Source organism: Anaerobacillus sp. ABR4_321 (assembly GCF_056158505.1).
On record NZ_JBSWTK010000001.1, the window covers coordinates 2592690 to 2616427 of the forward strand.

The window sequence follows — 23738 nt, forward strand, 5'->3', positions numbered from 1 at the left end:
ATGGCCTTTAACACTATATCACGGACTGTTCATTCTCTCTACCACTAGTTCGTGTGATTTTTTACACGTTGGAGAAAAACTTCTAGCGCTTTTGTTTGGAATGGTGATCTCATGACGATTGAGAACATTCGTTTATATAGAAAACCTGGCAGTTCCACCACCGCTAATGTCCCAAGTTTTAGTTCTTTTCGTATCGCCCATCTCGAAAGAAAGCTTATGCCGATGCCTGCTTCAACAGACTCCTTTATTAGCTGAGTACTTCCGAATTCCATTTTGTTTGAAGGAGATAGATCTAACTGATGCCACATGTTTTCAGTCGCTTCTCTTGTACCAGATCCACTTTCACGCACAATCCATGTTTCTGATGATAAGGTGTTTAATTCCCCTGTTACTAGGGAATGATTTGGCTCAGAGACGATGACCATTTCATCTTCCGTAAAATTTGTTACCGAGAGTTCTTTTAACGGATGATCTCCCTCAATAATGCCTACATCCAACTGATGTGAGTAAACTAAATCTCCTATCTCTTTCGAATTTCCAATCGTTACGGTTGGAGATATTAAAGGGTATTTTTGATGAATATGTGCTAACACGTGAGGAAGTACATATTCCCCGTACGTATAACTCGCTCCGATACTGATTTTCCCACTTGTTTGATTCGTAAGTTCATCGATTAGATCAGTCATTTTAGAATATACGTTCAATAATTCCTTCGCATGATGATAGACGATTTCACCAGCTCTGTTTAACGACATCGTTCGATTATCCCGTTCAAGTAGCCTCGTGCCAAGCTTCTGTTCAAGATTCTTTATGTATTGACTAACTGCAGGTTGCGTCATATGTAAATCGTTTGCAGCTTTAGAGAAATTTTTGTTCTCTACGACCGAAACAAACACTTTTAATTGCTGATCCATTTTTATACCCCCATTATAAGTAATAACTTATATACATCATTATAATTATTTATTTCACTTATAACAAATGACGTTATAAAATGGAAGAGGAATGGAGAGTGCGGTTATGAACATAAATACAATGAAACATGAGGCACAGCTGTCACATAGAACACGCTGGTTTGCCGGAATACTATTTACTTTTGTTATTGCGACGCTAGGGTATTTTCTAGCAAAATTACCAGGGTTCCAACTAACCGGTCAGCTTGCATCTGCAATATTTATCGCCATTGTTTATCGACAAGTAGCAGGCTATCCAGAACTAGTTCGTGAAGGCATAACGTTTTCATCAAAAAAGATTCTGCGATTTGCCATCGTTCTTTATGGCATCAAACTTAACGTGGGTTTTATTGTACATGATGGCTTATCGATCATCTTGATGGGAGTAGGAGTTATTCTGTTTTCATTTATAGCAAGCCACTGGCTATCAAAGCTATTGAAAGCGGATCGTTCGATAACAACATTGCTCGCTGCTGGAACTGGTATATGTGGAGCAGCTGCGATTGCAGCTGTTGCACCGATATTCCGATCAAAGGATGAAGATACCGCAATTGGTGTAGGAATCATCGCTTTGTTCGGAACGATCTTCTCGGTGGGATATACAGTGATTCGTCCTTTACTTTCGTTTAGCCCGAGTGAATATGGTGTATGGGCAGGTATTTCTCTTCATGAGGTAGCGCATGTTGCTCTTGCCGCTGCCCCTGCTGGAGAAGAAGCTTTAGCGATGGCACTTCTCGCAAAGTTGGGCCGTGTATTCTTACTGGTCCCCGTCTGCTTGATCCTTATCTATTTGATCAGTAGAAAACGAGATAAGGGAGAGTCAAGTACGATTCCTTTTCCATGGTTTTTAGTTGGGTTTGTGGTGATGAGCCTCGTGGGTACGTATGTATTAGGTCCAGTCGTTCCATTTACTGAAGATGCCATGCAGATGGTAAACACGGTAACAACCTGGTGTCTAACAGCTGCGATGGTTGGTCTGGGGTTAAATGTAAGCTTGAAAGATTTAAAAACAAAAGCATTAAGACCGGTCTTCGTCCTTTTGATCGTGTCGACTAGTTTATCAACACTCACATATGTACTTGTAAAGGTCATTTATTAATTCGACCATATTGAAAAGAGGCAACGTCATAGACGATGCCTCTTCTTGTTTACTGGAAATCATACTCTGCGAGCGCAATTGCAATTTGATTTTCGATATCTTCAATTTTGTCTTCATCTAAAAATTGATTGATGATGATTGAGAAAACAAGCGGCTCATTCTTCATCACATAACCCGATAAAGAAGATACACCTTGTAATGTACCTGTTTTAGCGATTACGATGTTTTCAGCTGCTGTGTCATTCATACGGTTTCTCAGCGTTCCACCAACTAATCTGCCATTCGCTCCAGCGATCGGTAATGACTTTAAATAATAGTCAAACCATTCCTTAGCCTGTAGCTTGTAGAGTAATAGACTAAGCTGATTCGGCTGCACCAACGTAACGTGAGATATTCCTGATCCATCACGAAGTAACATCTCTTCGGGGTTTAGACCTTCTTCAGTGAGGTATTCATTCACAACCTCTAGTCCTGCTTCCCAACTTCCCTCGTGTTTCGTTAACTTACCCATCTCTTTGACTAAAATCTCCCCATGCCCATTGTTGCTTAGTTTCATAAAAGGAATGAGTAATTCATGAAGGGGCATCGATTTTTTTTCGATCAAACCATTCATTTCTTTAGGCGCCTTCCTGACGCTTATGTCTCCCTCAATCCCTATACCAACATCCTTTAGCGATCGTTCAAACAAGTGAAGTGCATAGGCTGCAGGGTTTGAAACAGAGATCCAACTTTTTTCTAATGAGTCGTTCAGTGAAATGACACCTTCGATGGTAATAATATTCGTGCCATGTTTACGGTTTATCGTTAAATCCGTTTCTACATCTTGGCTAGTTGTCGTTGCCGTATTTTGAACCAATACGTAATCGGTATCAGGAGAAGTACGTACTATAGCTCGCTCCCCTTCCTTACTACCCGGATAAACTTCTATAATAATCGTACCTGCGTCATAATCGGTATTCGGAGATAAGGTTAACGCAGAAACTTGTGAACCATAATACTCACTTTCATCCGTCCAAATCATATCTTCAGAAAGCTTTATGGAATCATACCAGGATTCGTCTCCAATAAGGTTTCCTTCGATACTCTTAATTCCCTTTTCTCTTATCGTTCTCGCAAAATGTTGATAATCTTCTAGTAGTAATGTTGGGTCTCCCTTTCCGATAAGAAAAAGGTCACCCTTTAACGTATTCCCTTTTATCGTTCCATTCGTAGCGATTTCTGTCGAAAATTGATAATCATGACCAAGTGTTTCTAGCGATGCTGCTGCTGTAATCAATTTCATGTTCGAAGCAGGAGTTAGCCTCGTGTCTCCATGATGATCGAAAAGTAATTCTCCTGAATTCGCTGATCGCACGCTTATGCCTGCAATCGATCCTTTGAGCCCTTCACTTGAAAGAATCGTATTGAGGCTTGTTGATAAATCTTGTTCCTTTTCTGCTTCAGATTGATTTCCTTTGCCGAATGATAGATTAGAGAGTAACAGTATTGCACTAAGCATGATGCCAACGCCCACCTTAATCGAAAATTTCAATAATTGATCTCTCCCCTATATTCTTTGTTAATTTTCAGATTACCTTCTTATGATGGAAAATAAAAAATGGAGTCATAGCGATTATATTCACGTCGCATGACTCCATTACAAATTATATATAGTTAGAATGAACGTTATCATTTAGTATGTTTCAGCTCCTGTTCTGGTTTCATTCGTGACACTTTTTCTTCTTTCTTATACTCTTCTTGCATCTGAAGTCCCCAGCCGTCAGGAAAAAGCAAGCTTCCGCTCAGCGATACGGTCCTTCTTTCACGCATTTTCTCATCTCCTTTTCGATTATTTGTATAGTATTTCGTCAACCGAATGTTTTTTTCCTCTTTATAAGTCAAAAATATATCTTTTTACCTAAAACCTTGTCTAAAGTACTATACCGCTGGTGAAGTTTGACTATTTATCAATAAAAAAGCCAGGAACCATTAAGGCTCCTGGGGATCTTCCAATGCTTTCTTTGCTAGTAGGGAAATGACGGCATCATCCATCGGTGGATTGTGAAGCCCTGCCCGAACATCGCGATAATAACGTTGCATCGGGTTATCATTAAATAAACCTCTAGCTCCTACGATTCTCATTGCAAGATCCACAACATTAGCCGCTCCGTTTGTTGCGACATGTTTAACTGCTGCAAGCTCTTCACCCATGTTCTTTCGCTTTTCTGGCTCAGTCACCCATCTAAAAGCTATACTATACATCATCTCTCTCGCTCTTAAGAGTTCTAACTCCATTTCCCCTATTTTACGTTGTACTTCAGCGACATCTTTTATTGGACCAGGTAAGCTGTTAGGACTGTAAACAGTCGCGAATTTCACCGCATAATTTCTTGCAGCGATTGCAACCCCTAGATAGCATGCGGGTATATGGAGTAACCACGCTTTTGGTAGCTTCATTCCCTTAGAGTTTAGCGAATCTTCGATGAGTGCATCGTTAGGTAATTGAACGTTTGTTAACACAAGATCATCGCTTCTTGTCCCTCTCATCGACATGGTATTCCATTTTTCTTCAATGGTAATTCCGTTTGACTTCATGTTTACTAGAAAGAAACCTTTATTCCCGGAATCATTGATCTCAGCGGATACTAGAGCGTAATCAAGAGCTGGTGCCATCGAAGTGAAGCTTTTTCTTCCACTAATGGTCCATCCGTTTTCATGTTCGATGGCTTTCGTTTCGGGCATTCCCCCTCGTGTAGGACTACCGCTCGCAGGCTCTGTAGCCGCTCTATTCAACAACGCTTGTTCATTGACCACCAAATTAGCCATACGTTCAAACAACTCGTCAGACCATTCTTGGTCATCAACCATCTCGAGCATGATACCAAGATGCCAACCGACCGATAAAGCGGTGGAAGCATCTCCTGATGCAATTCTTTCTTGTAACATGACAAACTCATATAGATCGATCCCTTTTCCCCCGAACTTTTCCGGGACGGTAAGAGAAGTATATCCTTTTTCTTTCATGGCCTTAAAATTCTCAAAAGGAAAGCGACCTTCTTCGTCTATATCATTCGCATTTTCCGAAAACGTATCAGCTAGATCGTCTGCGAGTTCTAACAGGTTTCGTTGACGCTGGTTTTTTACATATGGGTCATATAAATGCATGTCACTGCCTTCCTTTCCAATCCGTTCTTCCCATCATCATACAACAACGAAGAACATAATCTCTAGTAAATTGATCGGAAATAGAAAGCCTTACTTGTTCTGAAAGCGATACACAAGATTTTTATAATAAAATTCAGGAGATACGATGAGATCCATCTCTTTTACATCTTTTTCAATAGCATAGATCAGAATCATTTTAACGTGCCCTTCAGATTCCAGCCTGAACTTATTCCACCCTTTCTTATCAACAACAACAAAGTCCACAGGCTCTACTTGTTCACCTTGTACTTTCAATTTAGTATAGTAGCCTTTAAAAGCCTTTCCATATTCTTCGAAATTTTCTACGAACAGTTCAAAAAAGGCATACTCTTTGTTTGCAGGAAGTTCATTCAATTCAGCATCTTCAGGTGGCTCTTGTAGCCTTGTTACTTGTAACGTTAGTAATTTATTATCATCCATATCTTCTTCAACAAAGCTTTCGCCGTCTTCATATATTTTTTCTTCTTTTACAATCGGCTCTTCTTCAACAACTTTACTAGCTGCTTCAGGATCTCTGATCATGGTATACCAGGCTCCTGTAAAAAAAGCTGTAATCAAAAGTGCCATCGTGATTCCAACTAAGATCACTCTCATCAAATATTCCCCCTCTACCCTTATAGACGAATGCACGTTAGAAAAGTTGCAATTAAAAAAACAGCCTTTTCAATAAGGCTGTCTTCTTTAAAACTTGACTTCTTCATTTGTATTTTCTCCAACCAGATCACGTACAGTTTGACTCTTATCGACTTCTTTACCATCCTTATGTGTACCAAAAAGCATATCGATAAACGGATTAGAGACACCATACCAATAATTTTCATTTTTATAGTGATGTAACAAATGAGTTTGTTTCAACCACTTTCCAAATTTGGTTTTAGGAGTAAGAGGCTGATGTGCAACAAAGTGTTTCCACTCATACACGAGAAGCATCGTCATCAAGCCTGAAGCAAACGCAATCGTATTCACGATAGAAGGAAATAAAAGGTAGTATACGAAAGAAATAACAAGCATTTGAGGGATACTATACCATACTGGTAAAAACATTAAATGTAGGTCGTTGGGATCTTTGTGATGGTCATAATGCAGTCTTTTTAATAGTTTAAGTGCAAAGAGGTTTTTTGGTGGCTTCAAATGAAAAAGAAATCTGTGGGTGATATATTCATTAAAGATAAAGAGAATCAACCCAGCAATAAATGAAAGGGCAATGAAATGTGATCGTCCATTAACGAATAGGTAGATTAGGCATATGGAAAGTAACGCCAATATGAGCATAATATCCTTTATCCTAATAAACTTTTGAAATCCTGTTTTTTTCAATAGAATTCCTCTTCCCCTATTTTTTGATGAAACATACGACATAGTGAAATAATATTTATTAGGGTTATTCTCGATTCATGATTAAAAACCTTCAAAAAAAACCACCCAAAAAGGATGGTTAAATTTTCGTAGGTTTTTGTTTAAGCTTTGACTTGCGATTTTGGTGAGCGGCTGGTGAAGTTTTTACCCTTTCCTTCTCCGTCTTCGCGTCCTGTTCAAATGCTGCCATACCTTTCCCAAATAAAAGGCTCATAGGTGAATCCTCCTTAAAATAACATTACACACCAATTTCCGATTTATCGACGGTTAAAACTTAAATTTGGAAATTTCTTATAGGAAATTTATTAATGCTCTTCAAGCTTGCTTTCTGTTTCACTACAGTAGGTTTGTACAGCCTGCAACTGACTTAAAGATTCTTCAATTCGTTGCTTGTTATGCTCTTTTTCAACAGTTTGTAATGCTTGTTGTAAACTCGCTTCGGCTGCTTTTAAATCTCTGCATGTATCCTGTACGTACCCTCTTGCATTCTTTTCCATCGTCCCACCCCTTTAATAGTAGTATGGAGATAACGTTATTTTTTCATTCAAAAAAAGACAGGCTATGTGCATGTCTTCAAGATCCGTCTACTTGATCTTTGAGATCTTCAAGTTCTTTTAGGAGTGTTAGAACCATTTCGTCACTTTGCTTTAACTCTTCATTCAACAAGGTGATCGTATCTTCTTTCCAGGTGAACGGTTCACCGTCGTCAGGGATTTTCTTTACCTGCTCGTACTTTTCTCCTTCTTCAATTCCAGGTACAAAAGCGATTAACACTTCACAGCCTGCGTCGCCGAGCGCAATTCTTTTCCTTAAACTAACTTCGCCGTAGTCAAAGTGTCTAGCTGCTATACCACCAAATACGCTTGACGTCATCGTACAAAGGTGTGGGGCGTCCTTTACAAACTCACCAAAAGGGCACGAATGTGCTTTAACAATGACATAGTGAGGTGTAACTTCCGAGATATAAAATTCTCCTCCGATGGAATTTTTAATATCTACGATGACGTCCGCATAGTGATCAGGAGTCCAATCATGTATTTGATAGTAAGATTCAAACCACTCTCCTGTGCGGATACCTAACTGTTTGATGTATTCTTGAGCTTTAGACCCAATTGTTCGATGATGGATATGAGCATACTGAGTAATCAGCTTACAGAGAAATTTTTTTGCTGACAGAGACTGGTTAACAGTCATACTCACCACCTGTCCTTTATGCTGTTTCTTTCATCATAATGCATAACCGACAAAAATAATAGAATTTTTAGAAAATTAACTGTTAAGTTCAAATTTTTGAAAGATATTATCTTCTAAAGGTGGATAGATTTCTTTACCTGCAATTTGATTTATTATAATTTTATTTCGGTTAACTGAAAGGCCCAGATTCGTAGAACCAACACCATGAGTATGTTGCATGCCGCTATGCACAAATATTTCTCCAGTGGTATCCTCGTTTAACATCAACTTGTAATCCTTTGAGACATTGTATCTTCCTAAGTCATCCCACTGAATCAAGTTACTCAATCCGCTAATGCAGTTCGGTACGAACGGACGGTATCCTGTTGCAGCGACAACCACTTCGCTTTCAATGAGAAATGACTCGCCCTTTTCCCATTGTCGACATTTCAGTTCATATCCACTTTTCGCTTCCTTTTCAGATATGCCATTCACTTCAGTCAATGGCATTAAGGTCACATCCATTTCTTTACCGCCAACAGTTTGTTCATATAAAAGATTATAGATATCTGTAATCGTATGAGGACTTATTCCCTTATACAGAAGCTGTTGGTTACTGAAGATCTCATCTTTTTGTTCCTGAGGCAGTTCATAAAAGTAATCGATATACTCAGGTGAGAAATGTTCAAGACTTAACTTTGTTTCTTCCATCGGGAAAAACCCTTTTGACCTCGTTATCCAATTGATCGAATATCCATGTTCTGTTCTCTCTTTCAAAAGCTCCCTGAAAATTTCAGCAGCACTTTGCCCTGAACCAATAACCGTTATACTTTTCGCTTTCTTGCAACGATCTTCATGTTGTAGATACGTTGAAGAATGGAAGACATCTTCTTCAGACATTCCTCGTAGTGATTTAGGTAAAGAAGGAATCGTTCCTACACCTAATATCAGGTTTTTCGTAAGGTATGAATGTGTCTCTCCAGTTTTCGTATTTTCGATTTCAACTTCATAGCGGTCGATCGGCGTTCCTAAAGGCGTTACCGAGGTAACTTTACTACTGAACTGACAGCTCTTCAATCGTTCAGACGCCCATTGACAGTAATGATTGTATTCATTTCTAGGCATTTCAAGCCTTTGAAGGAAGTAAAAGTTGTATAATCTGTTTTGGTGTTTTAGATAATTTAAATAGCTAAATTCATTTGTAGGGTCAGCCATCGTTACAAGATCCGCCATAAATGGAACTTGTAGCCGCGTCCCTTCAATAAGCATCCCAGGATGCCAATCAAATTCTTCTTTTTGTTCAAAAAACAGTGAATCGATCTCCTTGATAGGGTCTAATAAAGCAGCAAGTCCTAGATTAAATGGTCCAATTCCGATACCGATGACATCATATACTTTCTCTCTCATATAATCCTATCCTTTCTATCTTCTCTCTAAGAATAAGTATAGCAGAAATGTGCCTGATTTATTTTTCAAACAAAAAAAGACAGCCCTCTTAGACTGTCTTACATAGAATGTTGCGTTCTTTTATATTGATATTTTTTCCACTGAAAACGTACGAAGCATCCAATGCAAAATCCGAGGATCGCAATAAATGAGGCGAGGGCTACCATGATAGAAGCAGTGATGGCTAACCAGTTGACGCTTGAAAGAACAGCGAGTAATGCTATTGTGAGTAAACTAACAGCGATTTTTTGGTTGAACGCTTGTTGATCTTTGTCTTCTAAAATATAAGGAGGTTTACCTATAAACAATTTACCAACGGACATGATCGGATTGAAACCAAACAACAAACTCGAAATACCAATCAATAATGGGATGACTAAAAATATATAGTGAAGTGTGAAAATGAATGCAGTAGCAAATAAAAAGATAAACCATTGATTAATTCGAACTAAAGGGCGTGGAATACCAGACATTTAAATCCAACCTTTCTTATAGGAATATACTTCTTTTATTTTAAACGTTTGCTCAAGAATTGTATAGTTATTTGCCCATAAAAAAACCCGCATTAAGCGGGTAAATTAATCGGTGGTTATCGGAACTAGATGCTCCATCTCAACATTTTTTAAGAAAGGATCCATCAACGATACAAACTCATTGAACCGATCTGACTTCATAAAGCCTTCGGTGTGGGCAGCGAGAGAGTCCCACTCCACAAAAATTACGTATTTGCTTTCAGTTTCGATAGACTTTGTTAATTGATGGCTTATAAAACCTGGAGAAGCTGATATGTACTGAACTGCCTTCATGAATGTTTCTTCAAAGTCTTTCTCCATTCCTTCATTTACGATAAAAGCTGCTTTTTCAATGACCACGAACGTTCCCACTTTCTTTAATAAGGTTTTTCTTGATAAAAATAATTTGGAGATACAATCGTATTCTTATACGGTTTATGGAAAATATGAGTTGTTGCTGGAGAAATCGGTGGAATTAACCACGTCCAATTTCCTGTTACTTTCCGCTCAGCTCGCGCTTCATTTGTCTCAAACTTATGAAACTGTCGAGCAGCTGTATGATGGTCTACGATACTAACGTTATCTTCTTGAAATGAGTATAATACAGCTCTGTTAAGCTCGATCAAGGCCCTATCTTTCCATAACGAGGCATTTGAAGAAGTGTCTAAATTCATGATCTCAGCCATTTCTGGAATTAAATTGTAGCGCGTTTCGTCCGCTAAGTTTCGTGCACCGATCTCTGTTCCCATATACCACCCATTAAATGGAGCTGCAACGTAATCGATACCGCCAATTTCAAGCTTCATGTCAGATATGATCGGTACCGCATACCAACGAGCATGTAAGGAAGAGATATCAATTTCCGGGTGTCTAAGCTCCACTTGAAGAACGATTTCAGGTGGTATGGTAATGACGGTAGGCTCCTTATCATCTAGTTGGAAAATAATTGGTAACACATCATGTGGCGTACCCTTTCCTCTCCATCCGAGTTTAAGAGCTTGCTTAGTTATTTCTATCGAATCAGGATCACCGATCGTCCCGTTTTCTAACTCATAACCAGCATAGCGAATGAGTTGGTGATTCCATATTCTAATTCTTCCAGGCTGGAAAATCGTAATTGTTGGTCGAATTCTTCCATTGTTTGTAGCTGAGTGAATATGATGGAGTAAAGCGTCCGCTATCTCTTCAACTGTTGTTGCAGAGCGCTTGTCAATTACGGTTAGAGTATTCCAAAACAGCCTTCCGATACATTTATTACTATTACGCCATGCCATCTTTGCTCCGTGCTGTAACTCTTCAAATGTATGCTCATACACACCTGTTTTTTCAATTTGGTCTTTAACCTCTTGTTTGCGTTCTTTTAAACGTTCAGGTGTATGATTTAATTCGTAATATGCTTGCTCTAAAAAAGAGTAAGCTTCTTCTAGCAATGTAGCATTGTTCACGTTCATGTCCCTCCTGCAGCTAGAGACGGTCTTATCGCCTGTTTAATTGCTCTTATGTAAGAGTCCAAGAGTATCATACCACAATGTTCGTTGATCCTATAATAAATACGTTTCACGAGAGGAAAAGGTATGGATCTACAACAGAAACGTCCAGGTCATCGTGACCTGGACGTTTACATTATTTTACTTCCTCGAAGTACTCCTTGTAGAAACCTCCGACCTTACCTGTGTTATCAACTACAAATAAGAATTCTTCAGTTTCATTTTTAACTTCGTAGGTTTTCCCTTCAGTCAACACACGGTTCACCATGTATTTTTTTGCGTCAGTGTGCACGCATTTTACTTCTCTTAGAGTTGGGCCATCTTTCCAATTTTCATGAATCATAACGTTCACTCCCTTTCCATTTCTTATTCTACTACAAGTTAGATTCAATCCTCAAACGAATACACGATCGAATCTCCTACAGGTTTATATCCCATCTTCATATAGATCGAATTAGAAGTTGGGTTTGAAAGATCTGTATATAGACAGCAATAACGGTTCCCTTTATCTAATAAATATTGGCTAAAAGCTGCTACGCATGCAGAGGCATACCCTTTCCGTTCATGCTCAGGAGGTGTAAAAACAAAGTTAACCGTTGTTCCTCTCATGGTCGGTCTAGATTCATTTGCCATCGAAACCACTTCTCCATCAACCTCCCAGAGTACGGCTGATTTTTCATCGATAAATTGTTGCGCTCTTTCATGACTATCTTCGTCAGAGAATGGTTCACCCATCGCACATGAAAAAAGATAAACCCATTCTTTCAACAGAGTAAAATCCTCATTTCTGATTTTTCTTAATTTTCCACCTACACGTTTAGGAGGAATGACGGTATCTAATCGATAGATACGCTGGTTCATTTTTAGATTCCGCTTACAGCTCGTAAGCTCGCAGTACCTCTTTGAAAAATATTCTACAATTGTTTTCTCACCTAGAACACCTGGAAACAAATAATCTTGATGAAGTTTTTTAACTGCAAAATCTAATGTTTCGTGTGATACTTGTTCACCTGCAAGTATAAGATTATGAGGCGGTGTTTGAATAAAGCAAAGTGTAATACGCCCTGCCTCTTCTATTGTACCGAGGAGAACCTTCTCTAGTTCTTCACCATTTTTTTGATTTTTTACAAGTCTAACCAGAAGCCCTAAAGGGAGACTATGTAATGCTTCGTTTTGCTCAAGAAAATCCTGGACATAACCTAGATACTCACTTGGATCAGTAAATGTACGTAATTCCACTTAAATTCCCCCTGGTTACAAATCAACTATTATTAAAAGAGAACCTGAATCATTATGATTCAGGTTCTCGATTATTACCCTTCTAAAAGCAATTGTTCTGGATCTTCAAGAAGATCTTTAATCTTCGCTAGGAAGCTAACGGCTTCACTACCATCTACAATTCGATGATCGTAAGAAAGCGCAATATACATCATAGGACGATTTTCCATTCGATCTTGGTCAATCGCTACAGGGCGCCACTGGATTTTATGCATTCCAAGAATTCCAACTTGCGGAGCGTTTAGAATTGGCGTGGAAAGCATAGAACCAAATATACCGCCATTTGTTATTGTAAAGGATCCGCCTTGAAGTTGATCTAGTGAAAGCTTGTTATCGCGAGCTTTCTTAGCTAGCTCACTAATCTCGCTCTCGATTCCTGCAAATGATAGTTTGTCTGCGTCACGCACAACAGGAACGACTAGTCCTTCCTCAGATCCTACTGCAATACCGATGTCGTAGAATTTCTTAAGAACCATTTCTTTGTCCTGAATTTCTGCGTTTAGACGAGGATATTTCTTCAATGCCCCAACTACCGCTTTTGTAAAGAAGGACATAAATCCAAGTTTTACATCATTATCTTCTAGGAATTTGTCTTTACGACGCTTACGCAAGTCCATGATCGCAGTCATGTCTACTTCATTAAACGTTGTTAACATAGCAGCAGTGTGTTGCACCTCTACTAAGCGTTTTGCAATCGTTTGACGACGACGAGACATCTTCACTCTTTCTACTGGTTTACCGTTAAATTCGTCCTTAGCCTGCGCAGCTTTTTCAGGTTGCTTCTCTTGCTTTTTCTCTTGCTTTGGAGCTTCTTTTTCTTTCTTACTAGAGTCAGCATGAGCTTTTACATCGTCTGGACGAACGCGGCCGTAAGGATCTTGAGTTTGAACTTTATCTAGATCGACACCTAGTTCACGAGCAAGCTTTCTTGCAGAAGGAGATGCTACTGTACGTCCGTTACCTGACTTTTCTTCTGAAGCTTCAGGTGCAGCGTGTGCAGAAGCTTCCTCGTCAGACTTAGATTCTTCAGGCGTTTCGTTTTGCTGTTTTTTCGCTTCAGCCTTCTCTTCTTTATTGTCAGAAGAAGGTTGTTCAGAGGAAGAGTCTTCCTCGCTTGCGTCACCAAGGTAAGCAATGATTTCTCCAACTTCTACGTTGTCACCAGGCTCTTTCAATAATTCCTTGATTACTCCGTTGTTTTCAGCGCTTACTTCGATATTTACTTTATCAGTTTCAAGTTCAACAAGGTTATCACCTTTTTCAACTTTGTCGCCTACTTTAATTAACCATTCGGAGATTGTGCCTTCTGTAATAGATTCTGCTAGTTCAGGTACTTTAACTTCGATCACGACGATTTACCTCCTTGGTGGGATACTGTTTTAGATGGCTCTAAGACTTCTTGAATGATACGTTCTTGGTCTCTCTTATGGATATTAGGCTCTCCACCTGCTGGACTAGATCGATCAGGACGACCGATATAATCGATCGAAACTCCCTCAGGAGCAATTTCACGAATTCGTGGAGAAATGTAATTCCATGATCCCATATTTTTTGGTTCTTCTTGTAACCAAACGATTTCTTTTACGTTAGAATAGCGTTCGAAAATCTTCTTAATTTCTTCTTCAGGGAATGGGTACAGCTGCTCTACACGTAGAACATGTAGCCAGTCCATGTCTTTATCTGAAGATTCGATTTCTGCTGCTAGATCTACAGCGACTTTACCAGTTGAAAGAACGATACGCTCAACTTTATCTTTCTTTTCACCGAGTCCTTGTTGTTCAATCACACTTAAGAATTGTCCTTGGCTGAACTCAAAACCTGGTGAAGAAGTACGTTGATTACGCAGTAAGCTCTTTGGAGTCATGATAACGAGTGGTCTAACCTCTTGCTCTCCAAGTATAGCCGCTTGTCTTCTTAAAATATGGAAGTATTGCGCTGCGCTCGTCAAGTTCGCAACTGTCCAGTTGTTCTCAGCAGCAAGTGTTAAGAAACGCTCAACTCTTCCGCTGGAGTGCTCAGGACCCTGTCCTTCATAACCGTGTGGAAGCAAGAGTACCATTCCAGATTTTTGACCCCATTTCGCTCTTCCTGCGGATACAAACTGATCAAAGATGACCTGTGCAGCATTCGCAAAGTCACCGTACTGAGCTTCCCAAATCACGAGGGATTCTGGTGCGAATACATTGTATCCATATTCGAAACCGACAACGGAAGCTTCAGATAAAGGACTGTTATGAATAGCAAAGGAAGCTTTAGCCTCTGGTAATTCGTGTAACGGACAGAACGTTTCTCCTGTTTCCTTGTCGTGTAAAACAAGATGACGCTGCGCGAAGGTTCCTCGCTGTGAATCTTGCCCTGTTATACGGATAGGTGTACCTTCGCTCAAAATAGTAGCGAATGAAAGCGTCTCACCTAATGCCCAATCAACTTTTCCGCCTTCTTCTAACATATCTAATCTACGCTTAAGAATTCTTTCAAGTTTAGGGTAAACGTTGAAATTATCCGGACGTGTAAGTAGATTGTTATTAATTTCTTTTAATGTATCTAGCGGCACGGATGTATCGATCGAAGGTATTCCTTTAACGATTTCTTTCGGTGGCTGTATTTCCTGAACATCTCCACCATCTTCATTATCCTTAGCCACTTTGTTATAATCCTCTGAAAGCTCATTCAATACTTCTTCATCTAGCTTTTCACCGTATCCAGATTCAAGAATTCCTTGCTCTTCTAGGTAGCTAGCATAACGTGCTCGCACTGTAGGATGGTTTTTGATTTTCTCGTAAAGATGTGGCTGCGTTACAGCAGGATCGTCCATTTCGTTATGTCCGAATCTTCTGTAGCCAATTAGATCGATAAGAAAATCTTTATTGAACTTCATTCTATACTGATAAGCAAGGTTCATTGCTGATAAGCATGCTTCAGGATCATCTGCGTTAACGTGAACAATCGGTATTTCATATCCTTTTGCTAGGTCACTCGCATATCTCGTTGACCGTGAATCAGTGCTCTCAGTCGTGAAGCCAAGCTGGTTGTTAGCGATGATGTGGATCGTACCACCTGTATGGTAACCACGTAGTTGGCTAAGGTTTAACGTTTCCGCTACAACACCTTCACCAGGAAAAGCAGCATCCCCATGAATAAGGATCGCAAATGACTTTCTTATATCCTGGATCGGTTCACCTTTTTGGTCCCTTGTTTCCTGTGCCGCTCTTGCATAGCCCTCAACGACTGGATCTACGAACTCCAAGTGACTTGGATTATTTGCTAAGGTGATCGTGGCTTCTGCAGTTTCAGAACCTTCAAACTTACGATCAGCACCCATATGGTACTTCACATCGCCTGTCCAACCGTAGTTGATTCCCATTGAACCTTCTGATGGAACAAGCTCCTTATTCGGTGCATGATGAAACTCAGAGAAGATCTTTTCATAAGGTTTATTCAAAACATGTGCAAGAACATTTAAACGACCTCTGTGTGCCATTCCGATCATGACATTTCGAGCACCGTCGCTTGCACCATCTCGAATGACTTCATCAAGCATCGGCACCATCGAATCAACGCCTTCGATCGAGAAACGTTTTTGCCCTACAAACGTTTTATGAAGGAATTTTTCGAACCCCTCAACCTCTGTCAGCCTTCTTAGAAGTGCCTCTTGTTTTTCTTTGTCTAAAGAACTAGTTACTGATCCACCCTCTACCATCTGATCGAGCCAGTTACGTTCTTCACTGTTGTGAACATGACTGAACTCATAAGATAGAGATCTTGTATAGAGATCCTGCAAACGCTGAATCGCTTCATACCCATCATTGATATCAGAAGGGGCATTGTTCCAGATCACTTCTGCAGGAATCGCTTTCAAGTCTTCTTTTGTAAGATCATACTTTTCAGGATTCATAAAATCATGATTCGATTTTTCTTCTTTAAGTGGGTTGATAGCTGCAGCTAAATGACCATATGTACGAATGTCATCAGCTAGCTTGACCGCTGCAATGACTTTCTTAAGATTTCCGGGTTGAACGTTTGATTCAACAGCGTCATTAGAACTTGGTGGCGGCCCCCACTGTTCAAATTTTTCACGTAGATCAGGATCTACTGATTCGGGGTCTTCCTGAAATTTCTCATATAGTTCAATGGCATAGCCAAGGTTTGGTCCATAGAATTCCTGCCAAGGATGTTCCATTCTGGACTGTTTGGTATTCAAAGCTCGCTACCTCCCTACTGGGAATGTTCTAATACGTTTGTATGATAAATTGTATTAGCTCCCATATTACCGCTCGATAAAAAGTTCTGCGGTTTCATTATTAGTCCTTTTCACTCTTTTACAAGTTTAAAAACCTCATTTGTAAAAAAACGCTTACATGGATAGTTTAGCACAGTGTATATATAGTCACAAAGCACTTAACCAACTTTTCGAAAAAAATTTCAAAAATGATGGTATAAGAGGAAATATTTTTCGAATATTTACACAGCGCAATACTAAATTACCATAAAGTATTCCCATAGTGAATACATATATCGATAATAAACTGGTATTGTTTGCAAAAATAAAAAGTACGCCGATTTGGCGCACTTTAAAGCTGATGTATCCCCTCCACAATTGTTTGAATAAGAAGGTTGAGGTCGTCTTCTTCAATCGATAGGGGTGGCGACATGGTAAGGACGTTATTATAGCCAGCAACAGTGTCTCCATTTTTACCGATCAACACGTGACGGGACTTACAGTATCCGATCACTTTGTTGAGAGATGCGACGTCTAGTGGTTTCTTCGTGTGACGATCTTCAACGAGTTCAATTCCTACAAGCAATCCTAAACCTCTAACATCCCCTACATATGGATGGTTCGATAACCTGCTTTGAAGCTCGGTCCTTAGCTTTTCTCCTAGGTCCTTAGATCGATCGAACAACTTTTCCTTCTCCATAATCTCTAGATTCTTTAAAGCGACGGCACAAGATGCTGGGTTTCCTCCAAACGTGTTGATGTGTCGGAAGTGATCATATTGATTATTCCGTTTAAATTCCTCATAGATCTCTTCTTTAACCGCTGTAGCTGATAGAGGTAGATAGCCGCTAGTCAGTCCCTTTGCCATCGTTACGATATCTGGTTTAACTCCATAATTCATAAATCCAAATGGTTTACCAGTTCTACCGAAACCACAGATTACTTCGTCACAGATGAGAAGTGCACCGTGCTTTTCACACACTTCTTTAACTTGTTTCATGTAATGATCTTGTGGTATTAAGATACCTCCACCAGTAATGATCGGTTCCATGATCATCCCTGCGATCGTTTCACTCAGTTCCCAGGTCATCATGTTGTCGACCGCTGTAACGGATGGGAGAGTATGTTCCTCATTCACCACATCTCGATATGAATCTGGCGGTTGTACGTGAAGAAATCCCTGTCCTAACGGTTCATACTTATATTTTCTTTGTGCCTGGCCGGTAGCGGCTAATGCGCCCATCGTATTTCCGTGATATGCTCTGTACCTAGAAACGAACTTGTGTCGATGAGTGTCTCCTTTTTGCTCGTGGTACTGCCTCGCAATCTTAAAGGCCGTCTCATTCGCTTCAGAACCACTATTAGAGAAAAAGATCACATATCCTCCACCAAGCATGTTGTTTAGCTTTTCAGCAAGTCGAACTGCTGGTGAGTGTGTATGCGTGAGTGGATAATAAGAAAGTTCTTTTAGCTGAGTATATGCAGCCTCAGCAAGCTCCTGTCTTCCGTATCCTACATTTACACACCATAGTCCAGCCATGCCATCTAAATACTTATTCCCCTCATAGTCTGTAACCCAGGCACCATTCGCTTTTTCGATCACCATCGTCGATTTTGGATCAAATGGTCGCATGGCATGCCAAACGTACTTTTCGTCTTTACCTGCAAGGTTTTCGTGTGCTGTATGCATTCTCCACTCCCCCTTACTAATAGTCAAAACGGGTCGTAATCATTTTACGCCGCGTATAGAAATTTACGCCATCTTTCCCATTTGCATGTAAGTCACCGTAGAATGAATCCTTCCAACCTGAAAACGGAAAGAATGCCATCGGTGCTGGTACACCGACATTTACTCCAAGCATTCCTGCATCTGCTTCTTCACGAAATTTACGAACGGCAGCAGCGTCTTTTGTATAGATCGTTGCTCCATTCCCATATCTTGATTTTTCGATAATGCCTAGTGCATCTGATAACGTATCAGCATGCAGTAAACTTAAAACGGGTGCAAAAATCTCCTCTTTTGCAATCGTCATATCTGGCGTTACCTCATCAAAAATAGTTGGACCGAGAAAATTCCCGTTCTCTTGTTCTTCCATTTCTTTTCTTCCATCACGAATTAAGCTAGCACCTTCTTGCAATCCTTTTTGAATATATCCTAAAACCTTCTCTCGATGTGATTTACGAATCACTGGTGTAAGTAAAACATCTTCATCTAATCCATTTCCTAACTTCAACTCATCTGCTTTTAGTTTTAAAGATGTTTTAAACTTTTCCCCATCTCCAACGACTACAACGGCACTACATGCCATACATCGCTGGCCAGCACTTCCGAACGTAGAGCTTAAGACTTGTTGTACGGCTTTTTCAATGTCAGCATCAGGCATGATGATGTGATGGTTTTTCGCGCCAGAAAGTGCTTGAACTCGCTTACCATTCAAAGCGGCTTTTTCATACACATATTTTGCAACTGGCTGTGATCCAACGAAAGAAATCGCTTTCACATCTTCATCTGTGAGCATCCCGTTCACCACATCATGGGCACCGTGAACGATATTGAAGACTCCTTTTGGAAGTCCTGCTTCTGTTAAAAGTTCAGCAAGTCGGTTTGCTAAGATGGGAGTGCGTTCAGAAGGCTTCAATACGAATGTGTTACCACAAGCGATCGCAAGTGGGAACATCCAAAGTGGAACCATCATAGGGAAGTTAAACGGTGTGATACCTCCAACGACGCCCACTGGATACCGATACATCTCAGAGTCGATATCTTCAGCGATTGTAGAAAGGTTATCACCCATCATAAGGGTAGGAGCTCCTGCAGCAAATTCTACGCATTCGATCCCTCGCTGCACTTCCCCATAAGCCTCTTTATAACTCTTACCGTTCTCTTTCACCACAAGTTCTGCTAGTTCTTCATGGTGGTGAACTAGCAATGAATGAAAGGTGAACAGCACCCTAGCACGCTTCGGGACAGGAACATTTCTCCAAGTTTTAAATGCCTCTTTAGCAGAACGAACAGCAAGACTTACATCTTCCTTGGATGAAAGAGGTACACAAGCTAATCTCTCTTCAGTTGCAGGGTTTTCAACATCTAGTGTATCGATACTCCTTGCACTGACCCATTCACCGTTCACGAAATTCTTCAAAACTACCGTATCGTTTTTAATAACTGCCATGAAATGCCCTCCTTTAGTCTAACTCCTACAATTATTGTAGGTTATTAGTGATTAAAGGGTCATTAGACAAAACGTAACATGGTTTCTGTAGTTGTTTTACACGGTGCTTTATGTCTGCAGGTAATCATATGCGTGAAGAGAAAACTCGATCGCTTGTCGTTTCGGAGAACTCATAAAATCTTTGCCTAATAATTCTTCAAGTTTTTCAAGGCGATGATAAAGCGTTTGTCTTACAACATAGAGTTGTTCAGCCGTTTCCTTTTTAGAACCATTGCAACACATATATACTTTAAGTGTATTTAGTAGGTTACTATTATTCTTTTCATCATAATGAATCACTGGAGATAAATAGTCGAACATAAATTCCTGCAATTCTTTGTTTTTTGTAAGCTGGAAAATCATACGATAAATGTGGAAGTCTTGATGATAGATGACTTTAGAACTTTTGTTACAGAGCTTATCATTGATCGTCAAAGCTTCTAATGACGATTCATAACTCTTGTGCATTTCTTTCAATAACCGTACATGTTTCCCGATACTAATCCGGTCAATCTCAGGAACTGTCCGATTTTTCAGTGTATCGTTTGCCATCAATCGATCGAAAGCAGTCCTTAGTCTTTGAATGACATCCGATTCTTCACGTCGATTTAGTAATATAATGACTAGTTTATTTCTTGTGGTTAATGAAAGAACGAAAAAGCCTTCTTGCTCAAAGAGCGATCTAACGAGAAGCATGAAGTAAGTGATCTGCGACGATGTCTCGTTTTTCTTATTAACAAAACGGCATGTGCACACTAATAGCCCTTTTGGAATCAATGTTGCATCGATATCTACTAGGTAAGATAAGATTCTCTCTTCTGTGTGTTTGCCTTCTAGCCAATCATATAACCATTCTGTTTCCTTGACGCGCTTTTTCTCTTCGATATATAATTCGCGAAGTAAAAATTGAGCGATGGCAGTTGCGCTTCGATCTAATAAGAGCATGTCGTAATCCGATACAGAAGTATGCGGAGCTGGAACTAGGATTAACTTAGCAAATAAATAATCCATCGCCTGGACGTTTTGAAGTACGAGGCCCTTACCCGTAGGCTGCAATGTAATGAAATGAAGAAAGGTTTCTTTTTTTTCGTTAGACACGTCGGGTACAAATTGTGCTTGACCATCTTTTGGTTGGTAGATCACTTGCATACCTGTTTTATTAGAAAGATGTGCTAGAATGTTTTGAAGACATTGAGGCTGGAGCAGTAAACTATTCAATTCTTGTGAAAACTGTTCAAGATCCGAAATCAATTGATAATGATGCGCGATAAGGAGAGAGTGTAAATCTTGGGTAATATCGACAAACCTTACTTCCTGATTGAAGATGATGATGGGGAACTTGGATTCATCTGCAAGCTGTATAATCTCTTCAGGGATTGAGTCCATATATGTACCGATTTCTATACAGAGCCCTGCAGCATTGCTCTGGATCAACTGCTTGACAATCGATAGAAAAACATCGAGGTTATCTTTCCATACGAATCCTGTTGATAAAATCAGTTCGTCCCCATTAAGCAATTGTCTAACTGATGTTACTTCCATAACATGCACCCATTTTATTCTACGGTTCAATCCTTCACGTCCAGCAATCACGGTTGCATTTTGAAATTGTTCTCGTTCAAGGACTTCCTGTACCGTTAAGCTCGTCATCCGAAGCATTCTTTCTCCCCCTGTCATTCAATCGTCTAATGAGAAAGGTATTGTTAGGAGATACGCTTTTATCTTTTTAGTCTATTAAATATAGTTATACTTCTTTGTTTTGAATTCCTTCAAAATATTCAAAATAGTACGGTAATTGAAATTTTTATATGAGAAACAAAAATACCGGACTATTGTCCGGTATCTGCACGAGACTCCATTTCCTCCAAAACCTCTAGTAAGTAATGATATTGTTTTCTACTTCTGAAATCTTCCTCTTTCCAATTTCCTCTAATCCAGGTTGTTAAGTCTTCAACAGAATTAAACACTTCTCCACTCGTGTCAGCTTTCCGAATCATATAGCGACCATTCTCATCGTCGATTGTAACTTCACAAGGATAAGCGCTGTCCTTAGAATACAGATTGTATTCCATCCCCATCCTCCTTTAGGATACAGATTGAATTTGCTTTAATAAAAGTGCAGAAAAGTACTTTCTCCCATTAGCAGTTTTGATTTGGAGAGTCTCTTTAGAGTCTTCTTTATTATCTGTATTCATGCTAAATTCTATAAATGCGCCTTCCAAATTTTCTAACACACCGCTGATCTTATAGCCTCTATCAATAAAGTAGTCGATCTTTTCACGTTCGATTATATACGCCTCATGTTCACTCATTGCACTTCCTCCTTTATTCGATTGAACTACCGACCTCTTTCACTGACTCCTTTTCGGTCTCAGTATCAATGATCCAATCTCTTCCTACGGTTATCCCTAAGTATTTCTCGTCACTAGGCTCAAGGATCTCTGCTTGAGAGTACTTCTTAAACCACCAAAACTTTGCAAGTAGATAGTAAGAGATAGCACCAACAAGAAAACCAACTAAGAAAGAATAAGTAGATAGATAGTACGCTGCTACTCCTCCAATAATCCAGGCGATCAAACCAGCGAGATTAACCCCATAAGCGTAGCGGAATTGTCCATGATCTTCATAAAGGTCTGGCACATTCACCCTTCTTTTTCTCAATACGTAATAGTCACAATACAAAATGCCGATAATCGCTGATAAAATACCGCCGACTACAAGTAAGATCGGTATAAGAATATTGAACAAGCTCCACGGCTGTACGACGGACCCTACGATACCAGCGATGAATACACCTGCCCAAAAAGGAACTTTTGGTCCTCCTACGTTTGAGAAAATCGTAGCTGCTGGCACAAGGTTAGCAGATACATTTGTCGACCATTGTGCTAATACGATCATCAATAGTAAGATGCCTAAGATAAGTCCCGTGGCAGCTTCTTGCAATGCAACGACTGGGTCATAGTTTGAAACGGCTATATAAGAAACTCCTCCGATGATTACCATGAACGTTTGTGTTAGAGGCAATGCGATTACACTCCCGATCAACGTTCCTTTATTCCGTTTAAGCCAGCTCCTTTCAAACTGAGGAGCTTTAATAAATCGAGAGATAGAAGGAATATCTGCTGAAATCGTCGCCCAAAACCCCATGTTGCTAAAGATCACGACTAAAAATGCTGAGACAGCTGCTCCTCCGGTTACGGGACTCTCAATCCAGCTCCAAACTTCTCTACCTTGTGCAAGAGCTTGATCAGAGAGTGAGATATACATCCAAACAGAAATAAGGATGATTACTGGAGCAGCAAGATCTGCGAACCTTTCGACAGCTTTAATGCCAAGAGATGTATTCACTAATTGAACTGTCGCAAATAGAAGGAAACATACGAACCAGTTATCAAAACCGAACAAAACATTTAAGATGGCATTCATGGCAGTTGAACCAAAATACGTGTTGATTCCGAACCAGAACGAAGCAGCTAGTCCCCTTACAATCGAAGGGATATGTGTGCCAAGGGTGCCAAACGGTGCTCTCATGTATACTGGAAATGACAGACCGTGTTCGATGCCGATATCTCCGATTATCGTAATAAATAACCCGATCGCAACGGAACCGATCAATGTTGCGATCACAACCCACGTAAGGGAAAGTGATTGTACACCAGCCCCGCCGATCGCAAACGCTGCTAACACCACTGCCATACCGACCCACATCATCGCAAAACCAGTCGTTCCGATTTTCTTATCCTTATGAGCAATTGGCAATAAGTCAGGTGATTTCAAATAGCTTACATCTTTTTTCATTCAGCTATCTCCTTTAACACTG

Annotated in this window: 24 protein-coding genes; 1 reads left to right on the forward strand and 23 read right to left on the reverse strand. The window is 39.9% G+C overall.

What is annotated here, in order from left to right:
• Positions 1–44 precede the first annotated feature (44 nt).
• The gene (locus tag ACXADT_RS13485; RefSeq protein WP_474831586.1) at positions 45–914 is read right to left on the reverse strand and encodes a LysR substrate-binding domain-containing protein; all 870 of its coding nucleotides are present in this window, start codon (positions 912–914) and stop codon (positions 45–47) included.
• A gap of 106 nt (positions 915–1020) precedes the next feature.
• On the opposite strand from ACXADT_RS13485, the gene ACXADT_RS13490 reads away from it, so the two are divergent.
• Positions 1021–2052, forward strand: coding sequence for a YeiH family protein (locus tag ACXADT_RS13490; RefSeq protein WP_474831588.1), 1032 nt, complete (start codon positions 1021–1023; stop codon positions 2050–2052).
• Positions 2053–2101: 49 nt separating this feature from the next.
• Here the strand turns inward: ACXADT_RS13490 and dacB are convergent, their stop codons facing one another.
• The 22 genes from dacB to ACXADT_RS13600 form a co-directional block, all read right to left on the reverse strand.
• Complete coding sequence (gene dacB, locus ACXADT_RS13495; protein ID WP_474831590.1) at positions 2102–3583, reverse strand: D-alanyl-D-alanine carboxypeptidase/D-alanyl-D-alanine endopeptidase; 1482 nt, start codon at positions 3581–3583, stop codon at positions 2102–2104.
• A gap of 137 nt (positions 3584–3720) precedes the next feature.
• Complete coding sequence (locus tag ACXADT_RS13500; RefSeq protein WP_270182165.1) at positions 3721–3861, reverse strand: hypothetical protein; 141 nt, start codon at positions 3859–3861, stop codon at positions 3721–3723.
• Positions 3862–4020: 159 nt separating this feature from the next.
• Entirely contained in the window at positions 4021–5196 is a 1176-nt protein-coding gene (locus tag ACXADT_RS13505; protein ID WP_474831592.1) for an acyl-CoA dehydrogenase family protein, read from the reverse strand.
• Positions 5197–5286: 90 nt separating this feature from the next.
• A complete protein-coding gene (locus ACXADT_RS13510) occupies positions 5287–5829 on the reverse strand; it encodes a hypothetical protein (RefSeq protein WP_474831593.1) in 543 nt (180 codons plus the stop codon).
• 87 nt (positions 5830–5916) lie between these two features.
• Positions 5917–6552 carry a sterol desaturase family protein gene (locus tag ACXADT_RS13515; protein ID WP_270182162.1) on the reverse strand — a complete coding sequence of 212 codons (636 nt, stop codon included), beginning with the start codon at positions 6550–6552 and terminating at the stop codon, positions 5917–5919.
• Between the two features lie 118 nt (positions 6553–6670).
• A complete protein-coding gene (locus tag ACXADT_RS13520) occupies positions 6671–6805 on the reverse strand; it encodes a hypothetical protein (RefSeq protein WP_270182161.1) in 135 nt (44 codons plus the stop codon).
• Between the two features lie 91 nt (positions 6806–6896).
• Positions 6897–7088 (reverse strand): hypothetical protein, encoded by a 192-nt coding sequence (locus tag ACXADT_RS13525; protein ID WP_474831595.1) that lies wholly within the window; start codon positions 7086–7088, stop codon positions 6897–6899.
• Between the two features lie 76 nt (positions 7089–7164).
• Positions 7165–7785: a methanogen output domain 1-containing protein gene (locus ACXADT_RS13530; RefSeq protein ID WP_474831596.1), complete on the reverse strand. Its 621-nt coding sequence runs from the start codon at positions 7783–7785 to the stop codon at positions 7165–7167.
• Positions 7786–7860: 75 nt separating this feature from the next.
• Positions 7861–9171 carry a lysine N(6)-hydroxylase/L-ornithine N(5)-oxygenase family protein gene (locus ACXADT_RS13535; protein ID WP_270182158.1) on the reverse strand — a complete coding sequence of 437 codons (1311 nt, stop codon included), beginning with the start codon at positions 9169–9171 and terminating at the stop codon, positions 7861–7863.
• Positions 9172–9269: 98 nt separating this feature from the next.
• Positions 9270–9683, reverse strand: a complete 414-nt coding sequence (locus ACXADT_RS13540; RefSeq protein WP_474831598.1) for a DUF4395 domain-containing protein — start codon at positions 9681–9683, stop codon at positions 9270–9272.
• Positions 9684–9788: 105 nt separating this feature from the next.
• A complete protein-coding gene (locus ACXADT_RS13545) occupies positions 9789–10082 on the reverse strand; it encodes an antibiotic biosynthesis monooxygenase family protein (RefSeq protein ID WP_270182156.1) in 294 nt (97 codons plus the stop codon).
• A 17-nt stretch (positions 10083–10099) separates the two neighbouring features.
• Positions 10100–11167 (reverse strand): nitric oxide synthase oxygenase, encoded by a 1068-nt coding sequence (locus ACXADT_RS13550; RefSeq protein ID WP_474831600.1) that lies wholly within the window; start codon positions 11165–11167, stop codon positions 10100–10102.
• 178 nt (positions 11168–11345) lie between these two features.
• Positions 11346–11552, reverse strand: coding sequence for a DUF6501 family protein (locus ACXADT_RS13555; protein WP_270182155.1), 207 nt, complete (start codon positions 11550–11552; stop codon positions 11346–11348).
• A 44-nt stretch (positions 11553–11596) separates the two neighbouring features.
• Entirely contained in the window at positions 11597–12448 is an 852-nt protein-coding gene (locus ACXADT_RS13560) for a GNAT family N-acetyltransferase (RefSeq protein ID WP_474831602.1), read from the reverse strand.
• 74 nt (positions 12449–12522) lie between these two features.
• Positions 12523–13836 (reverse strand): 2-oxoglutarate dehydrogenase complex dihydrolipoyllysine-residue succinyltransferase, encoded by a 1314-nt coding sequence (gene odhB, locus ACXADT_RS13565; protein ID WP_270182153.1) that lies wholly within the window; start codon positions 13834–13836, stop codon positions 12523–12525.
• Positions 13833–16688 carry a 2-oxoglutarate dehydrogenase E1 component gene (locus ACXADT_RS13570; protein WP_442865195.1) on the reverse strand — a complete coding sequence of 952 codons (2856 nt, stop codon included), beginning with the start codon at positions 16686–16688 and terminating at the stop codon, positions 13833–13835. The genes odhB and ACXADT_RS13570 overlap by 4 nt, the downstream gene beginning before the upstream one ends.
• A gap of 370 nt (positions 16689–17058) precedes the next feature.
• Entirely contained in the window at positions 17059–18396 is a 1338-nt protein-coding gene (locus ACXADT_RS13575) for an aminotransferase (RefSeq protein ID WP_474831604.1), read from the reverse strand.
• 16 nt (positions 18397–18412) lie between these two features.
• Positions 18413–19879: a CoA-acylating methylmalonate-semialdehyde dehydrogenase gene (locus ACXADT_RS13580; protein WP_474831605.1), complete on the reverse strand. Its 1467-nt coding sequence runs from the start codon at positions 19877–19879 to the stop codon at positions 18413–18415.
• A gap of 108 nt (positions 19880–19987) precedes the next feature.
• On the reverse strand, positions 19988–21577 hold the full coding sequence (locus ACXADT_RS13585) for a PucR family transcriptional regulator (RefSeq protein WP_474831607.1): 1590 nt from the start codon (positions 21575–21577) through the stop codon (positions 19988–19990).
• Positions 21578–21747: 170 nt separating this feature from the next.
• Entirely contained in the window at positions 21748–21990 is a 243-nt protein-coding gene (locus tag ACXADT_RS13590) for a hypothetical protein (protein WP_270182149.1), read from the reverse strand.
• A 12-nt stretch (positions 21991–22002) separates the two neighbouring features.
• On the reverse strand, positions 22003–22230 hold the full coding sequence (locus tag ACXADT_RS13595) for a hypothetical protein (protein WP_270182148.1): 228 nt from the start codon (positions 22228–22230) through the stop codon (positions 22003–22005).
• 13 nt (positions 22231–22243) lie between these two features.
• On the reverse strand, positions 22244–23716 hold the full coding sequence (locus ACXADT_RS13600; protein WP_270182147.1) for an NCS1 family transporter: 1473 nt from the start codon (positions 23714–23716) through the stop codon (positions 22244–22246).
• Between the last annotated feature and the right edge of the window lie 22 nt (positions 23717–23738).

Excerpts from the sequence above, each read along its gene's own strand:
- ACXADT_RS13510 (WP_474831593.1), bottom strand. The coding sequence starts at position 5,829 with ATGAGAGTGATCTTAGTTGGAATCACGATGGCACTTTTGATTACAGCT.
- ACXADT_RS13525 (WP_474831595.1), bottom strand. The coding sequence starts at position 7,088 with ATGGAAAAGAATGCAAGAGGGTACGTACAGGATACATGCAGAGATTTA.
- ACXADT_RS13585 (WP_474831607.1), bottom strand. The coding sequence starts at position 21,577 with ATGCTTCGGATGACGAGCTTAACGGTACAGGAAGTCCTTGAACGAGAA.
- ACXADT_RS13555 (WP_270182155.1), bottom strand. The coding sequence starts at position 11,552 with ATGATTCATGAAAATTGGAAAGATGGCCCAACTCTAAGAGAAGTAAAA.
- ACXADT_RS13505 (WP_474831592.1), bottom strand. The coding sequence starts at position 5,196 with ATGCATTTATATGACCCATATGTAAAAAACCAGCGTCAACGAAACCTG.
- ACXADT_RS13600 (WP_270182147.1), bottom strand. The coding sequence starts at position 23,716 with ATGAAAAAAGATGTAAGCTATTTGAAATCACCTGACTTATTGCCAATT.
- ACXADT_RS13540 (WP_474831598.1), bottom strand. The coding sequence starts at position 9,683 with ATGTCTGGTATTCCACGCCCTTTAGTTCGAATTAATCAATGGTTTATC.
- ACXADT_RS13500 (WP_270182165.1), bottom strand. The coding sequence starts at position 3,861 with ATGCGTGAAAGAAGGACCGTATCGCTGAGCGGAAGCTTGCTTTTTCCT.
- ACXADT_RS13575 (WP_474831604.1), bottom strand. The coding sequence starts at position 18,396 with ATGCATACAGCACACGAAAACCTTGCAGGTAAAGACGAAAAGTACGTT.
- ACXADT_RS13490 (WP_474831588.1), top strand. The coding sequence starts at position 1,021 with ATGAACATAAATACAATGAAACATGAGGCACAGCTGTCACATAGAACA.
- ACXADT_RS13485 (WP_474831586.1), bottom strand. The coding sequence starts at position 914 with ATGGATCAGCAATTAAAAGTGTTTGTTTCGGTCGTAGAGAACAAAAAT.
- ACXADT_RS13580 (WP_474831605.1), bottom strand. The coding sequence starts at position 19,879 with ATGGCAGTTATTAAAAACGATACGGTAGTTTTGAAGAATTTCGTGAAC.
- ACXADT_RS13590 (WP_270182149.1), bottom strand. The coding sequence starts at position 21,990 with ATGGAATACAATCTGTATTCTAAGGACAGCGCTTATCCTTGTGAAGTT.
- ACXADT_RS13595 (WP_270182148.1), bottom strand. The coding sequence starts at position 22,230 with ATGAGTGAACATGAGGCGTATATAATCGAACGTGAAAAGATCGACTAC.
- ACXADT_RS13530 (WP_474831596.1), bottom strand. The coding sequence starts at position 7,785 with ATGACTGTTAACCAGTCTCTGTCAGCAAAAAAATTTCTCTGTAAGCTG.
- ACXADT_RS13535 (WP_270182158.1), bottom strand. The coding sequence starts at position 9,171 with ATGAGAGAGAAAGTATATGATGTCATCGGTATCGGAATTGGACCATTT.
- ACXADT_RS13520 (WP_270182161.1), bottom strand. The coding sequence starts at position 6,805 with ATGAGCCTTTTATTTGGGAAAGGTATGGCAGCATTTGAACAGGACGCG.